Raw genomic sequence first — 15,789 nt, 5'->3', positions numbered from 1 at the left:
CCTAAACTAATTTTGATTTAAAAGATGTTGTGATAAATGGCTTTGACCGCGTTATCAACGTCCTTGGATTCGACACCAAGCATAATTGAAATTTCAGAAGCACCTTGGTTCACCATCTGCAACGAAATACCGGCGTCCTTTAGTGGTGTAACGATTTCGGTAAAGGCACCAACACGGTTAATCATTCCTTGACCGACAACCATGATAATGGCAAAGTCATCATGCCAAGCCATTGTATCGGGGGACAATTCACGCTCAATATCTGTTTGGATTTGTTCGATTTGTTCCTTATTGAGGCTCTTTTTGTTGAAGATAATCGTTAAATCATCAATTCCAGAAGGCATGTGTTCGTAAGGAACGCCATGCCGGTCTAAAATTTTTAGAATGCGCATGGTAAAGCCGATTTCCTTGTTTAACAGGTATCGGTGCAGGTAAAGGGCACAGAAGTTGTCTGAAGCGGCAATTCCTGTTACACGGCGTTCCGGTTTATTTTGTTCGGCTGGGCCAATCCAAGTACCAGGAGCAGTTGGGTCATTGGTATTTTTGACGTTAATTGGTACCTGAGCTTGAATAGCTGGGATAATGGCTTCATCGTGGAAGACGGCAAAGCCAGCGTAGGATAATTCTCGCATTTCACTATAAGACATGTTCTTAATAGCTGCTGGGTGGCTGACCAACCGGGGGTTGACGGCGTAAATAGCAGAGACGTCTGTAAAGTTTTCATAGACTTCTGCCATTAAGCCGCGAGCTAAAATCGCACCGGTGATGTCGGAACCACCACGAGAAAAGGTAACCATCTCGCCACGGTCATTGTAACCAAAGAAACCGGGGAAAATATAACGGGTATCATCTTTGATTTCAAAGGCACCAAGGTCTCGATAAGTGGCTTCTTCATTTAGAGTTGCGGTTGTCGCATCGGTTTCCATATGAAGCTGTTTTGGATCGACGAAGACTGCCTTTTCACCTTTAGCTTGCAGAATCAAGGCTAGTAATTGCGCGTTTAAATACTCGCCATGGGCGGCAAAGGCAGCTCGCAAATAAGAGTAGGAGCGATAATGATGATTTGCCAATTGATCAAGTTGGTCAGGAATCGTTTGGAAAACCTCCTGGTCGAGGTTAAAGTGGTCGGCAATGGTCTGATAGCGTTCCGTTAACGCTAAGACCGTTTCAGTAGCATCCTCATCGTTGATAGTTTCGTTGGCATAGCGAATCAAGAGGTCGGTAACCTTGATTGGAAATTCTTTTGCCTTACCAGGGGCGGAGGTCACAACGACCTGACGGCCTTCATCCTGATTTAAAATATCGATGACGCGTTCAAACTGGGCTCCAGTTGCTAAAGAGGAACCGCCGAATTTTGTTACTTTCATAATACTGCCGGTAAGAAACCGGCACTCCTTTCATAAATCAAAACAGAATGTGTGCCTTTAGTCCAATGAACCTGTGAGGGTGGCACCGGTGTGTTGGACAGCTAAAATGGTTGCTGTGCCATTCAGCTTGAGACCATTAATGGCTTCAAGTAACTGGTCAGCGTTTTCTTGCTCAACAAGTGAGACAACTGTCGGTCCAGCTCCCGACAGGTATGTTCCCGCTAAGCCAAGGCTGTGTGCTAAAGCACGAATTTGTAAAAATTCCGGTGCCAAATCAGCCCGGTAGGGCTCATGCATTTGATCTTCTTCTACCAAATTCATCAACCGCTTTTGGTCACCTAAGTAGCAAGCAGCAACCAAGTTCGCCAGGTGTTGGCTTTGGTGAACAGCTGTTTTGAGTGGTAAGGTCGCAGGCAAAGCTGCTCTTGCTTCTGCCGTTTTTAATGGGTAGTCTGGGATGAAGGTTACCGCTACTAAGTTTTTGGGCAGTGGAAGGGCAGTGGCATTTACACCGGCTTGCTCATCGTCCGTTAATTGTAGGCTACCTAAAATAGTTGGCGCTACATTATCAGGGTGGCCTTCAAGGGCTGCTGCTTCTTGCAGAATCTGATTGCGATCAATCGTTTGATCGACTAAGTAGTGCCCCAAGAAAAGGCCGGCCACTAATGCTGATGAGGAAGATCCAAGACCACGAGCCAGTGGAATGTCACTTTTAACGATTAGTTGGTGAGGTGTAATATCTGGATCAACGAGTCGAGCAGTTTGAACAATGAGATTGGTTTCATCGTTTGGAATATCTGCGCCAAATGGGTGATCCACTTGCCAAGTATCAGTTTTTGGACCAACGGTTACGGTTAAATTAAGGTTTAATGCAAGTCCAAGACAATCAAAGCCAAGACCAAGATTGGCAGAACTTGCGGGTACAGTGATGGTTAGCATGGATAAATCACAAACTCCTTTGCTAATGTCCGATTAGTTGTTAAGGCGTCAAGAAGGGCGTCATGCTGATCTTTGGACATTTCTTTGGTATAAAGGACGAGCTGAGAACCAAGCCGGTTATTTTCGTGGCTGGCTTGACGAACAATCAATGAACGGAGTTCGTCCTTGGTGTCTTGGCTAACATTGTTTGCACCAGTTGTATTCAGAATCCAGCAATAGGCTTGAGCTCGTTCGCCAGCTAATGTCATTTCCCTTTCTGGCAACGGTTGCTTAGCGTCCTTTGGTGCCGTTGCGGCAGCCAAAATATCGGCTAAGACGGCTTGGGCCGTTGGGCGTGCACCAGCCCCAGGGCCATAGAAAAGCGTTTGACCGAGGTTATCACTGTTCACTGCAATAGCATTATTCTCATTGTGGACCTGTGACAGAGGCGATTGTGGTAGTACAACCTGGGGAGCAACGATAACGGCCACTGAATCGGCACTGATTTGATCGATGCGGAAAAGAAGCTTGAGTTGGCCACCAAGTGTTTTAACGGCAGCGATGTCCTCATCCGTAATCTTTTGAATACCGGTAATTTGAATGTCCTTTAATCCGGCCTCCAATCCAAAGACCAGACGGGCCAAGATAATGGCCTTGTAAGCGGCATCGTAGCCAGCGACATCATTTGTGGGATCCGCTTCGGCAAAGCCAAGGTCTTGTGCTTGCTTTAAGGCCTTTTCGTAGGATAGATCATTATCGGCCATTTGAGTTAACATGTAGTTGGTTGTACCATTCACAATCCCCGCTAATGAGCGAATGGTATCGGTACGGAAATATTCGCGTAGCGTACCGATAATTGGAATTCCACCGGCAACGGCTGCTTCATATAAGAGGGGCACCTGCGCTTTGTTTGCTAAGTCAAGGAGCTCTTCTCCAGCGGTCGCAATCAGGTCCTTATTGGCCGTAATAACCGGCTTTTTACTTGCCAAAGCGGACTTAATCCAGTTTTTAGCGGAGCCAGTACCACCGGCAACTTCGACAACCAAATCAATTTCTGGATCATCTAAGATGTCCTTTGGGTCGGTGGTCAGTTGGATGGTGGAGCTTAAACCAGGGCGGTCCTTGGTTAAAGAAGAGACCATCGCGGTTTTTACGGTCAGGTCTAAACCAGTATTTTCACTGATTTTTTCTTTTTGTTCCTCTAAGATGGTTAACAAGCCCATCCCAACTGTTCCTAAGCCAAAAAGGCCAATCTTAACTTCCATGATGACTCCTTCTATCGTTTTTTACTGTCAAGTAAGGATAATTTCCTATTAACTTTACCATTTTCCCGCCTAAAAAGGAATGTTTTTGTTATAATATCATTAGAAATCAATGAGATTGAAGGAGTACGTCATGGAATATGTCTCGACCCGGGGAGAAGCCCCTGCTGTTTCTGCCGCCCAGGCCATCCTCCAGGGCTTAGCACCGGATGGTGGTTTGTACGTGCCAAATCAGTGGCCGACTTTGAACTTGGATTTAAAGACCATTGGTCAACAATCCTACCAGGATTTGGCGACTGAAATTTTTGCTGCTTTTTTGCCAGATTTTACAAAAGCAGAGATTCAAGCCGTTGTACAGGCAGCTTATGGTAGCCAATGGGATACCGATAAAATTGTGCCGGTCAAAGATGCTGGGAACAATTTGCACTATTTGGAGCTTTTTCATGGTCCGACATTGGCCTTCAAAGATATTGCCCTTCAGGCCCTGCCTCACTTAGTGATTGCGGCGGCTAAGAAGGAAGGCCTTGATAAGGAGATTGCCATCTTAACGGCGACCTCCGGTGATACTGGTACGGCAGCGATGGCTGGATTTGCAGATGTACCTGGTACAAAAATTGCAGTTTTGTACCCACAAGTCGGAGTTTCGGACATTCAGCGTCAGCAGATGGTTTCTGAACCTGGAAAGAACACTTATGTTTACGGGATAGAGGGCAATTTTGATGATGCTCAGCAGGCGGTTAAGCGCCTTTTGGGTGATTTAGATTTTGCTGCTTTCTTAAAGGAAGAAGATATTCAAATTTCTTCAGCGAACTCAATTAATATCGGTCGTTTGGTTCCACAAATCGTCTATTATTTTTACGGTTATGGCCAATTGGTTGAAAAAGGTCAGATTAAGCCTGGTGAAGAAATTGACGTGCTTGTCCCAACTGGTAACTTCGGGAACATGTTAGCAGCTTATTATGCTAGTCAAATTGGTTTGCCGGTGGCTGATTTTACGGTCGCTTCGAACGAAAATCATGTTTTAACAGAATTATTCCAAACAGGGGTATATAATAAAAACCGTGACTTCAAGGTGACGAACGCACCGGCTATGGATATTTTGGTGTCGTCAAACTTAGAGCGCCTGTTGTACTTTGCTGGCGGGCAGGATGCTGATTTGATCAAAAAAGATATGGCAGACTTGCGAAGTCAAGGCCAGTATCAATTGGCAGAAAAAACGAGATCTGGTTTAGCGAAGTTTTCTGCTGGTTGGACCAATCAAGAACAGGTAGAAGAAACGATACGAAAGACGTTCCTTTCTTCTGGTTATTTGATTGATCCTCATACGGCTGTAGCCGTTTATCAATACAACGACGATGGTCATCAAACCCTTTTGGCCGCAACTGCTAGCCCCTATAAGTTCCCACAAACGGTTCTTGAGGCACTTGGCGAAGAAGTTGTTGGTGGTGAAGGGGGCTTGACTGCTTTGGCAGTAGCAACCAAAACACAAGTTCCTGACCAAGTGAAGGATTTGTTCCAGCGACCTGTTCGTCATCGGACGTTTATCCAGGCAGCTGATATTCAAAAGCAGATTGAAAGCGCCTTGAAGACAGACTGATTTTCTTCTGTTGTTTATTATGTCATTTAAAAAGAAAGAGAGAATTTTTTTATGGTAGCAAAGACAGCCTATAATGTAGCAGTGCTCGGTGCAACGGGTGCTGTTGGACGTCGAATTTTGGACCAGTTGGCCCAGTCAACAATTCCGGTTGGTGAAGTCAAGGCCTTAGCTTCTGCTCGTTCAGCCGGTCAAAAAATCAGCTTTAAGGACCAAGAATTAACGGTCGAAGAAGCAACTGAAGATTCCTTTGCAGGTGTTGATATTGTTTTGGCCTCAGCCGGTGGATCTACCTCAAAGGCTTTGGCTCCGGCTGCCGTTAAGGCTGGTGCTGTTGTGGTCGATAACTCTTCATACTGGCGAATGAACGATCAGGTGCCATTGGTTGTGCCTGAAGTTAACGCCGCTGCTCTAAAGGATCATCAAGGAATCATTGCCAATCCTAATTGCTCAACGACGCAATTGGTGATGGCGCTTGACCCAGTTTACCGAGAATTCGGCTTGAACCAGGTGATTATTTCCACTTATCAAGCGGCTTCTGGTGCTGGAAAGGCAGCGATGGACGAAGTTTTGGCTGAAGCTCAGGCGCGTTTGTTGGGTGACGACATGGCAGAATTGGCCCATGTCCTGCCGGTGAAGGGTGATAAAAAGCATTTTCCATTAGCCTTTAACTTGTTGCCACAGATTGATGTCTTCGAAGAAGAAGGTTACACACACGAAGAATACAAGATGATCCACGAAACGAAGAAGATTATCTTGGGTGACAAGAATGCTAAGGCCATCAAAGTGACTGGTACGGCTGTTCGTGTGCCAGTCATGATTGGTCACGGTGAAAGTGTTTATATCGATACTGGCGATGAGAAGGTCACAACTGATCAGATTCGTCAGGCAATCGGTGCCGTTGATAATGTGATTATTGAGGATGACCCAGCTACACAAACTTACCCACAACCTCTTTTGGCTGAAGGTAAGCGTGAAACATTTGTGGGCCGCATTCGTCCTGATTTGGAAAATCCGGGTGCCTTCCACTTGTGGGTTGTTTCAGACAACTTGCTGAAGGGTGCTGCCTGGAACACGGTTGAAATTGCCCAAACACTGGTTGAAATGGACTTGGTTCGCGTACCAGCTGACTCAACTTTTGCATAAATAGTTTTGAAAAAGCCACCAACGAACGAATTGGTGGCTTTTTTAGTGTTCTTATTTTGCTAATAAAAAAGGCCCTACTACAAAAATGTAGTAGGGCCTTTAGGCAAGTTTGTTTTTAGTAAATCGCGTCGCGGTAAAGGGAAACAACTTTTCCCAAAATGGAAACAGATTCCAAGATGATGGGAGCCATTGTATCGTTTTCTGGCTGAAGGCGGTAGTGACCACCTTCTTGGAAGAAACGCTTAACCGTGGCTTCGTTGTCCTCGTTCATGGCCACAACGATATCGCCGTTGTCGGCATTTTGTTGACGACGGACGATTACTTTGTCGCCATCCAAAATACCGATGTTAATCATGGATTCACCACGAACATTCAGCATAAAGAGGTCACCATCATAGGGAATCAGATTTTCTGGAATGGGGAAGAACTCGGTTGCTTCTTGTTCGACGGCTAAAATCGGTTGACCGGCTGTTACCAGTCCTAAGACCGGAATCTTACCGGAAGTGGCCGAAATGCCAAGGATTTCAAAGCCGGCTGGTGTTACTTCAATAGCACGTGCCTTGGTCCCTTCTCCTTTTTTCTCGAGGTAGCCATTTTTAATCAAACGGGCAATGTGACCGTGGATGGTTGAAGAAGAAGATAGGCCGACTGCTTCACCAATTTCCCGAATGGTGGGTGGGAAACCGTTTTTACCTTGATAGTCATGAATAAATCTCAAGACTTGAATTTGTTTTGAATCAGAACTTGCCATATGTACTTTCCTACCTGTATTTACTACGTTTATCTTAGCGAATTTTAACCTGAAAAGCAAACAAATGTTCGCGAAAAAACCTTAAGAAATATTAAATTTTATTACAAAATGGGGATTAAATTTAAAATAGTGGATAAAGAAACATTTTGTTCAAGTTATCGACCTGTTTTCCACTGTTTTTGTAAAAAGATACTGTCTTGCTTGCCTTTATGCTATAATATCTTATAGATTTTCGTAGTTAAAGGAGACCAATAATGGTTGTATTAGTTGGAATTTTGGCTTTGGTCGTTGGTTTGGTTGGGGGATTTTTCTTGGCCCGCTTTACGATGAAGTCATACTTGGCAAAGAACCCACCCATTTCAGAAGAAATGATGAAGTCCATGATGATGTCAATGGGCCAGAAGCCATCACAAAAGAAGTTGAATCAGATGATGGCTCAAATGAAGGCACAAAACGCCAAAGCACAAAAAAAATAAGCCAAGCGGCTTATTTTTTTTGTGCTTTTGGATCGATGTAAACCCAGTTGGGATCGATTTCTTTGTCCAAGGCATCAAAGGATTCTTGAATCTTCTGATTGTATTCGGCAATTTTTTCGTCCGTCAAGCGGGCCTTAGGGTCAATCACAATTGGTTCACCAAAATTAATTGTGGTATTATTGCGTTTAAATAGGTGTGAAAACTTCACGGGACCTTGATAAACTGCTGGAACAATCGGCTTCTTTGAAAGCTTGGCAATCAGGATTGATCCTGATTTTAACTTTTGAGAATGTCGTGATCCAGTTGGAAACATGATGAGTGAGCGATTGCCGTTCTTTAACTCGTTGACGGGATATTTGATAGTATCGGTACCGACATTGCGCCGATCAACTGGAAAGGCCCCCAAAGTGGTAATCAAGGCGCGCAAAGCAGGATTTTTGAAAAGCTCCTTCTTGGCCATAAAGATGAAGCGCTTTGGATAGGCCGCCATGGCATACCAAACGGGATCCCACCAAGAACGGTGTGGTCCGACCAAAACGTAGTTTTCGTTTTTTGGTAGGCGCTCCTTGTGAAGATAGGTAACGCGACCATTAATAATGGCCACAAAGGTCACTGTAAAGACCCGGATAAAGCGATAGAATAACATCTGCTTGTCCCTTTCTAATTGACTTAACAGAATAATTTTACTTACTTTAAAGAAAGATTGCAACAGACTATGGAAGCAGAAGAATTACGAGCAGGTGAGCGACTCGACGGCTTGCCATCACAACAGATTCAAATTATCCAAAATCCAGATATGTTCTCTTACTCGTTGGATGCAGTATTGTTGGCATATTTTGCTAAACCCAAACAAAAGGGGCGAGGACTATCGGTCGACTTAGGGGCAGGAACGGGAGCGATTGGCCTCTTTTATGCCGCCAAGGTCACTGGCCAGGTAAAACTAGTCGAGCTGCAGCAAGACTTAGCGGAAATGGCACAACGCTCGGTTGTTTTAAACCACTTGGAAGACCGCGTGAGTGTGATTCAGTCCGATATGCAGGAAATTTTTGCGGATATTAAGCCTGGTTCAGTGGACACTGTTTTGTCCAATCCACCTTATTTTTCCGTGAATGAAAAGACAAAGCAAAACCTTGATGAGCACTACCAGCTGGCCCGGCATGAAATCGCCATCGATTTGCCTCGTTTAGCGCAAGTTGCCAATAAGTTGTTAAAGAATAACGGTAAATTTTATTTGGTTCATCGACCAGACCGGTTGGAGGACATTATGTCTGCCCTTTCTGCCCGAAAATTAGCGGTCAAACGGATTCAGTTTGTATATGGCAAGGCCGACCGCGAGGCAAACATGGTCTTGGTAGAAGCGATTAAGGCGGGTAAGCCGGGTGGTGTTCGGATTTTGCCACCAATTATTGCCTATACAGCAAACGACGAATACACGCCCCAGGTCCAAGAAATTTTGTACGGGCAACCTTGGCAGTTGTAAGCCAATTATTGGTGGTTACGCGAGGAGGGGATTTTGATAACCTTCGAGGAGGGAGATGGGAATCATGACGGATGTTCATGACAAAACTTATGATTTTTATGTGCTCTACACGGCAGACGGCTATTTCTATGGTGGCTTTTCCGATGATGCCCACCGCCGTTTTTTAGTCCATCAGGCGGGGAAGGGAGCTAAATTTACTCGAGTGAAGTCCAGACATCCATTACAGCTGATTTACCAAGAAACATTTGCTAATAAGCACGATGCCCTTTCGGCCGAGGCTAAATTTAAGCACCTGAGCCGCCCACAAAAAGAAGCCTTTCTAATAGAACGAGAAGTAGATTCGACAATTTGGCAAAAATAGGTAGAGGGACTTTATGAGACCCTTAATTCATGATAAAATGGGATAAATCATTTGAATTGAAGGTGGCAAATAATGATTACTACTTTTGAATTAAACAATATTATTGGGCGCCAAGTGTCTTTTAAAGACTGTGACCCAAGAGAGAAGTTAGTGAAGGTTATTGGCAATTTTTATCACTATGATTTAGCTTCAGGGACTAATGTGGTCCCAGAAGAAACCTATGTGATTAAGCGTGCCGAGGGGAACGTCTTAATCCTCCAGAAAAAGTAAGGACGGTATTTATGTCGATTTTGGTGATTGTCATCATTGTTGTGATCGTTTTGGCCCTGGTTTCCTTTAAGATTGTGCCACAAAATAGTGTTGGCCTTTTGGAAACGTTGGGTAAGTATTCTTCGACAAGGCAGACAGGTTTGAATTTCCGTTTGCCTTTGGTACAAAAAATCAGGACTGTTTCCTTGGCCTTGCAGCCATTGAAGTTGGCTGGTTATTCAGTTATTACCAAGGATAACGCTGATATTGGGGCTACGGTGACGCTGAACTTCCATATCACAGACCCTGTGAAATATTCATATGAAAACACGAATTCGATTGAATCGATGCAACAATTGGTTCGAGGCCACTTGCGCGACATCATTGGCCGGATGGAATTGAATGAGGCCCTGGGGTCAACGAGTCAAATCAATAAGGATTTGGCCGAGGCAATCGGTGATTTAACGAATACCTATGGTATTAACGTTGATCGGATTAATATTGATGAATTGAAGCCCAGTGCAGCTATCCAGTCTTCAATGGATACGCAACTGAAGGCAGATCGAGAACGAGTGGCAGCTATTTCGCAAGCGGAAGGTGAGGCCAAGTCCATCGAACTGCGCGCAAAGGCTAATAACGAGGCTTTGATTGCCACTGCTAAGGCCAACGCCGAGGCGATGCGAACAAAGGCGGATGCCGAAAGTTACCGGATTGATAAAGTTCAGGCCGCTTTGAAGAACGCGGACCAAAACTATTTCAATAACCAGTCGATTAATGCTTTCGAGACTTTGGCTAAGTCAGATGCCAACTTGATTGTCACGAATGGTGCGGATTTGGACCAAACTGGGCAAAGTGCTGTTTTGGCCAAAACTTTGGGTCAAGAATTAGCTAAAGAACAAGATTAAGAATATTTGCCAGCCAGTTATGGCTGGCTTTTTCTTTGGACTGATTTTCACTAGTTAAAAATCAGAAAAATCCTTGCTTTTCGGTCAAAACCTTAGTAAACTAATATCTGTTGTGAATACAACGAAAATACACACGGTAAACGAGAACGTGCAGGTGCAAGTGATTCATCATTTGTCAGCACGGACCAAGAATTTACCGGAGGTTAAACCTAGGAGGCCACTATGGCAGTTATTACAATGAAGGAACTCCTCGAAGCAGGGGTTCACTTTGGACACCAAACTCGTCGTTGGAACCCAAAGATGGCACCATACATCTTTACGGAACGTAACGGCATTCACATCATCGACTTGCAAAAGACTGTTAAGTTGATTGACGAAGCTTACAACTTTATTCGTAACGCTTCAGCTGATGGCGCTAACATCTTGTTTGTTGGTACTAAGAAGCAAGCATCTGATGCAATCGCTGAAGAAGCAACGCGTGCGGGTCAATTCTACATCAACCACCGTTGGTTGGGTGGAACTTTGACTAACTGGAACACAATCAAGACACGTGTTCAACGTTTGAAGGACTTGAAGGCAATGGCCGAAGACGGTACTTTCGAACAACTTCCTAAGAAGGAAGTTGTCTTGTTGAACAAGCAACGTGAAAAGTTGGAAAAGTTCTTGGGTGGAATCGAAGACATGCAAGACTTGCCAGATGTTTTGTTTGTTGTTGATCCTAAGAAGGAAGAAATCGCCGTTAAGGAAGCCAACATGCTCAACATTCCTGTTGTTGCTATGATTGACACAAACGCCGATCCTGACGATGTTGATGTTAAGATTCCTGCAAACGATGACGCTATCCGTGCCATCCGTTTGATCACTGCTAAGATGGCTGATGCCGTTATCGAAGGCCGTCAAGGTCAAGACAACGCTGCTGAAGATGCTTTCATCGAAGGTGACGAAAACACGGAATCAATCGAAGAAATCACAACAATCGTTGAAAAAGACAACTAAGTTGAAATTAGTTTATTGATTTGCCGTTCCGGTGGACCTGCTTGGGACGCTGAACGGCTTTTTTTATGCTATACTAGAGACTGTTAAAAGACAATAAAGAAGCTAAAGGAGCATTTGCATGGCTGTTACTGCAAAGTTAGTGAAGGAATTACGTGATAAGACATCTGTTGGAATGATGGATGCCAAGAAGGCTTTGGTTGAAGCTGAAGGCGACATCGAAAAGGCAATCGACTTGTTGCGTGAAAAGGGAATGGCAAAGGCCGCTAAGAAGGGTGACCGTGTTGCTGCCGAAGGTATGACTTACGTGATGACTGAAGGCAACAAGGCTGCCATCATCGAATTGAACTCAGAAACTGATTTCGTTGCTGGTAACAAGGAATTTAATGACTTGTTAGTTGCTGTTACTAAGACAATCTTGGAAAAGCAACCTGCAGACGTTGAAGCTGCTTTGGCTTTGCCAGTTGCTGGTGAAGAAGACCGGACTGTTAACGACAAGATCATCAACGTTTCTCAGATTACTGGTGAAAAGATTACTTTGCGTCGTTTCGCTACTGCTGAAAAGACTGACGGTGAAGTCTTCGGTGCTTACTCACACATGGGTGGTTCAATCTCTGCTTTGGCCGTTTTGACTGGTTCAAACGAAGAAGCAGCCCGTGACGTAGCCATGCACATCGCCGCTATTGCTCCACAGTACGTTTCTGATGACCAAGTTCCTGCAGATGTTGTTGCTAAGGAAAAGGAAGTTCAATTGGCTTCTGAAGACTTGAATGGCAAGCCTGACAACATCAAGGAAAAGATGGTTGAAGGACGGATCAAGAAGTTCTTGGCTGACATCACTTTGTTGGATCAAGACTTTGTTAAGAATGGTGACCAAAAGGTTGCTGATTTCGTTAAGCAAAACGACATGACGGTTAAGTCATTCGTTCGCTACCAAGTTGGTGAAGGTATCGAAAAGCAAACAACAAACTTGGCTGAAGAAGTTGCTAAGCAAATCAACAACTAAGTTCTTCCAAAAAGTATCCCAAGATTTGGGTGCTTTTTTTTTGGAATTGATGACTACATTTTTGCTATAATAGATAGCGATAAGAAAGAGGAAAACCATGACGGATACAAAGTATAAAAGAGTTTTAATGAAGCTGTCAGGCGAAGCCTTGGCTGGTGCTAAGGGTCAGGGGATTGACCTGGAGACAGTCGCCCAAATTGCCAAGGAAATCAAGGCAGTCCATGATATGGGCACTCAAATTGCCATCGTTGTTGGTGGCGGTAACCTATGGCGTGGCGAACCCGCTGCCCGTGTTGGGATGGAGCGGTCACGCGCCGATTATACCGGAATGCTTGGAACGACCATGAATGCTTTGGTCCTTCAAGATGCCTTGGAACGTGCCGGTGTTGACACTCGCGTTCAAACGGCGATTACGATGCAACAGATTGCGGAACCTTACATCCGTGGCCGCGCCATTCGTCACCTTGAAAAGGGGCGGATTGTGATCTTTGCTGCAGGAACTGGTTCACCATACTTCTCAACGGACACAACGGCTGCTTTACGGGCAAACGAAATTAATGCCGATGCAATTTTGATGGCAAAGAACGGTGTTGATGGTGTCTATGATTCAGATCCAAATACAAACCCAGATGCCCAGAAGTTTACAACTTTGACGCACTTGGATATCATTCAAAAGGGCTTGAAGGTTATGGATTCAACCGCTTCATCCCTCTCAATGGAAAACAACATGCCACTTGTTGTCTTTAACTTGAACCAACCTGGTAACATCGAACGGGTCATCAAGGGTGAGGCAATCGGAACCACAGTGACTGGAGAAAAATAATGGCTTTTGATTTTACAAGTACAAAAGAACGGATGCAGGGCGCTCAAGAAGCTTTGCGTCGTGAATTAGCAGAAATTCGGACGGGCCGGGCAAATCCCCGAATTTTGGACCGAGTAGAAGTAGAATATTACGGTGCGATGGTACCGTTGAACCAAGTTGCTTCAATTTCAGTGCCAGAAGCACGCTTGCTTTTGATCACACCATTTGACAAGAATGCCTTGGAAGCCATCGTGACGGCGATTAACGTTTCTGATTTAGGCTTGAACCCAGCTTCTGACGGTAATATTGTCCGTTTGGCCATTCCACAGATGACGGAAGAACGTCGTAAGGAATTGGCTAAGGACGTGAAGGCCGAAGCCGAAAAGGCGAAGGTTGCCGTTCGTAACGTTCGTCGTGATGCCATGGATGCCATCAAGAAGGACAAGGACATGACCGAAGATCAAGTTCACGATGCCGAAGACCAGGCTCAAAAGTTAACGGACGAAAACACCAAGGCAATCGATGAAATTGCTGCGGAAAAAGAAAAAGAATTGTTGAAGATCTAAGGACTGTTAGGTCAAAGATGATTGCTGTAAAGGCTTGCAAGTCATTTGGCTGGTGGGCTTTTTCTGTTTTTAACGAGTTTTTTCTTGACCTTTTTCAGAAAAATCGGCATAATATGGATAGATTAGTTTAAGGCTTTGACCCGGTTTGGCACCCGGTGAGCTGAGAACCGTGAAAGTGTCAACGACTGAGCAATTGGCCGTTGGAAATCAGGTGGAACCGCGCGTTAGCGTCCTGATGTCAAATTTTGACATTGGGGCTGTTAACCGCGGTTTTTTTGTCGGATAAGGAGGACTTTATGGCAAAGCTGAAGTATCATTTGGAGTCGGACACGGTTTTGGTTTTAAACGAGGACGGCCATGCCGGTGATACCCTGGATTTGAAAGACGAACTCCAAGTTGATACGAGTCAACTGGGAGTGGCTGTGCAAACGGCCATTGATGAAAAATTAGCTCAGGAAAAGGTCGATTGGGAAAAGAGTCAGCAAGACCTGGTCAAAGCACAAATTGACCAGGAAAAGCAGAAGGCTGATTTAGCACTGGAGAAGGCCAAGCAGGCTGAAAAAGACGCGGCCCAAAAGGAACAAAACCAACTGCATGATCAATTGACCCAGCTGCAAGCGCAGTTGGACCAGGAAAAACAGAAGGCTGATTTTACACTGGAAAAGGCCAAGCAGGCTGAAAAGGATGCGGCACAGAAGGAACAAAATCAGCTGCATGACCAATTATTACAGCTACAGGCACAGTTGGACCAGGAAAAGCAAAAATCTGATTTAGCGCTGGAAAAAGCTAAGCAAGCCGAGAAGGATGCGGCCCAAAAAGAAAAGACGGAGCTGCAAGAGCAACTGACGCAGTTACGTTCACAGCTGGATGCGTTTAAGGACCAAGAAGCTGCTAACAAGGCACTGGCGCTGGCTGAACAAAAGGAAAACCTGCAGAGCACCTACCAGGCTGAGAAGGACCAGGCCGGTCAGAATCGACAGGAGCTAGAAAAGCAACTGGCTGATTTGAAAAATCAGGTTGAAAATCAGGGTCGCGACCAAGAACTAGCCTTGGCGAAGGTGAAATCGGACTACGATGCGCAATTGCAGGCGGCTCAGGAGCAGGTCGAGTTCTATAAGGACTTTAAGGCTCGGCAGTCAACCAAGGAGATTGGCGAAAGCCTGGAAGTTTACGCTCACCAGGAATTTAATAAAATTCGCCCTTACGCCTTTCCCAATGCTTACTTTGAGAAGGACAACGAGGTTTCAAAACAATCCGGCTCGAAGGGTGATTTTATCTTTCGTGATTATCAAGATGATGTTGAATTTATTTCCATCATGTTTGATATGAAAAATGAGGCGGATGCGACTGAGCAGAAGCATAAGAACGCTGATTTCTTTAAAGAACTGGATAAGGACCGCAGAGAAAAGAAAACGGAATATGCCGTTTTGGTTTCGATGCTGGAAGCCGATAACGAGTACTATAACACCGGAATTGTTCAGGTGCCGGACTACGAGAAAATGTACGTTATCCGTCCACAATTCTTTGTCCATTTTATCGGTCTCTTGCGCAACGCGGCTTTGGATTCCCTCCAATATCGGCGAGCGCTGATTGAAGAACGAAATCAAAACATTGATATTACGAACTTTGAAGACAATATCACGGCTTTCAAAGACCGCTTTGCTAAAAATTATAATTCTTACGCGAATAACTTCCAAAAGGCAATCGAACAGATTGACCGAGCGATTAGCCAGATGGAAAACGTGAAAAAGAGTCTGACGACTTCTGAAAATCAGATTCGTCTTGCTAACAATAAGTTGGAGGATTTGACCGTCAAAAAATTGACCAAGAATAATCCAACCATGACGACGAAGTTTGCTGATTTAAAAGCGGACCAAGACGGTGAAGGAAAGCCGTAAATTCGTCACAGCGTT

At 44.8% G+C, this 15,789-nt stretch carries 17 protein-coding genes; 12 read left to right on the top strand and 5 right to left on the bottom strand.

What is annotated here, in order from left to right; genetic code table 11:
• Positions 1 to 17: 17 nt before the first annotated feature.
• From FT12353_RS00820 to FT12353_RS00810, 3 genes are read right to left on the bottom strand one after another with little or no spacing between them, the layout of a single operon-like run.
• Positions 18 to 1,367, bottom strand: a complete 1,350-nt coding sequence (locus FT12353_RS00820) for an aspartate kinase (RefSeq protein WP_203617080.1) — start codon at positions 1,365 to 1,367, stop codon at positions 18 to 20.
• 57 nt (positions 1,368 to 1,424) lie between these two features.
• A complete protein-coding gene (thrB, locus tag FT12353_RS00815; RefSeq protein WP_059393412.1) occupies positions 1,425 to 2,306 on the bottom strand; it encodes a homoserine kinase in 882 nt (293 codons plus the stop codon).
• The gene (locus FT12353_RS00810; protein WP_168778244.1) at positions 2,300 to 3,550 is read right to left on the bottom strand and encodes a homoserine dehydrogenase; all 1,251 of its coding nucleotides are present in this window, start codon (positions 3,548 to 3,550) and stop codon (positions 2,300 to 2,302) included. Before FT12353_RS00810 ends, thrB begins: the two co-directional genes overlap by 7 nt.
• 130 nt (positions 3,551 to 3,680) lie before the next feature.
• On the opposite strand from FT12353_RS00810, the gene thrC reads away from it, so the two are divergent.
• Positions 3,681 to 5,144, top strand: a complete 1,464-nt coding sequence (gene thrC, locus FT12353_RS00805) for a threonine synthase (protein ID WP_059393410.1) — start codon at positions 3,681 to 3,683, stop codon at positions 5,142 to 5,144.
• Between the two features lie 51 nt (positions 5,145 to 5,195).
• The gene (locus FT12353_RS00800; protein WP_059393409.1) at positions 5,196 to 6,287 is read left to right on the top strand and encodes an aspartate-semialdehyde dehydrogenase; all 1,092 of its coding nucleotides are present in this window, start codon (positions 5,196 to 5,198) and stop codon (positions 6,285 to 6,287) included.
• 115 nt (positions 6,288 to 6,402) lie between these two features.
• On the opposite strand, the gene lexA is transcribed toward FT12353_RS00800, so the two are convergent.
• The gene (gene lexA, locus FT12353_RS00795) at positions 6,403 to 7,038 is read right to left on the bottom strand and encodes a transcriptional repressor LexA (RefSeq protein WP_059393408.1); all 636 of its coding nucleotides are present in this window, start codon (positions 7,036 to 7,038) and stop codon (positions 6,403 to 6,405) included.
• 254 nt (positions 7,039 to 7,292) lie between these two features.
• Here lexA and FT12353_RS00790 point away from each other — a divergent pair, with 254 nt between their 5' ends.
• Positions 7,293 to 7,514, top strand: coding sequence for a YneF family protein (locus FT12353_RS00790; RefSeq protein WP_047974479.1), 222 nt, complete (start codon positions 7,293 to 7,295; stop codon positions 7,512 to 7,514).
• A gap of 10 nt (positions 7,515 to 7,524) precedes the next feature.
• On the opposite strand, the gene FT12353_RS00785 is transcribed toward FT12353_RS00790, so the two are convergent.
• Entirely contained in the window at positions 7,525 to 8,160 is a 636-nt protein-coding gene (locus tag FT12353_RS00785; RefSeq protein WP_059393407.1) for a lysophospholipid acyltransferase family protein, read from the bottom strand.
• A 69-nt stretch (positions 8,161 to 8,229) separates the two neighbouring features.
• Here FT12353_RS00785 and FT12353_RS00780 point away from each other — a divergent pair, with 69 nt between their 5' ends.
• From FT12353_RS00780 to FT12353_RS00740, 9 genes are all read left to right on the top strand, one after another.
• Complete coding sequence (locus FT12353_RS00780; RefSeq protein ID WP_059393406.1) at positions 8,230 to 8,994, top strand: tRNA1(Val) (adenine(37)-N6)-methyltransferase; 765 nt, start codon at positions 8,230 to 8,232, stop codon at positions 8,992 to 8,994.
• A gap of 64 nt (positions 8,995 to 9,058) precedes the next feature.
• Positions 9,059 to 9,355 carry a GIY-YIG nuclease family protein gene (locus tag FT12353_RS00775; RefSeq protein ID WP_059393435.1) on the top strand — a complete coding sequence of 99 codons (297 nt, stop codon included), beginning with the start codon at positions 9,059 to 9,061 and terminating at the stop codon, positions 9,353 to 9,355.
• A 72-nt stretch (positions 9,356 to 9,427) separates the two neighbouring features.
• Positions 9,428 to 9,625 carry a hypothetical protein gene (locus FT12353_RS00770; protein ID WP_047974476.1) on the top strand — a complete coding sequence of 66 codons (198 nt, stop codon included), beginning with the start codon at positions 9,428 to 9,430 and terminating at the stop codon, positions 9,623 to 9,625.
• A 56-nt stretch (positions 9,626 to 9,681) separates the two neighbouring features.
• Complete coding sequence (locus FT12353_RS00765) at positions 9,682 to 10,509, top strand: SPFH domain-containing protein (RefSeq protein ID WP_203617822.1); 828 nt, start codon at positions 9,682 to 9,684, stop codon at positions 10,507 to 10,509.
• Positions 10,510 to 10,731: 222 nt separating this feature from the next.
• Positions 10,732 to 11,505, top strand: a complete 774-nt coding sequence (rpsB, locus tag FT12353_RS00760; RefSeq protein WP_047974475.1) for a 30S ribosomal protein S2 — start codon at positions 10,732 to 10,734, stop codon at positions 11,503 to 11,505.
• A gap of 118 nt (positions 11,506 to 11,623) precedes the next feature.
• Positions 11,624 to 12,508, top strand: coding sequence for a translation elongation factor Ts (tsf, locus tag FT12353_RS00755; protein ID WP_059393405.1), 885 nt, complete (start codon positions 11,624 to 11,626; stop codon positions 12,506 to 12,508).
• A gap of 97 nt (positions 12,509 to 12,605) precedes the next feature.
• On the top strand, positions 12,606 to 13,331 hold the full coding sequence (pyrH, locus tag FT12353_RS00750) for a UMP kinase (RefSeq protein ID WP_047974473.1): 726 nt from the start codon (positions 12,606 to 12,608) through the stop codon (positions 13,329 to 13,331).
• Positions 13,331 to 13,876 carry a ribosome recycling factor gene (gene frr, locus FT12353_RS00745; RefSeq protein WP_059393404.1) on the top strand — a complete coding sequence of 182 codons (546 nt, stop codon included), beginning with the start codon at positions 13,331 to 13,333 and terminating at the stop codon, positions 13,874 to 13,876. Before pyrH ends, frr begins: the two co-directional genes overlap by 1 nt.
• Positions 13,877 to 14,172: 296 nt before the next feature.
• Positions 14,173 to 15,774: a DUF2130 domain-containing protein gene (locus tag FT12353_RS00740; protein ID WP_203617078.1), complete on the top strand. Its 1,602-nt coding sequence runs from the start codon at positions 14,173 to 14,175 to the stop codon at positions 15,772 to 15,774.
• The last annotated feature ends 15 nt before the right edge of the window (positions 15,775 to 15,789 follow it).

This window comes from Fructobacillus tropaeoli, assembly GCF_016860625.1.
GTDB classification, from domain to species: domain Bacteria; phylum Bacillota; class Bacilli; order Lactobacillales; family Lactobacillaceae; genus Fructobacillus; species Fructobacillus tropaeoli.
Note: the sequence above shows the minus strand (reverse complement) of the source record. Positions and strands in the feature narration are given on the sequence as shown.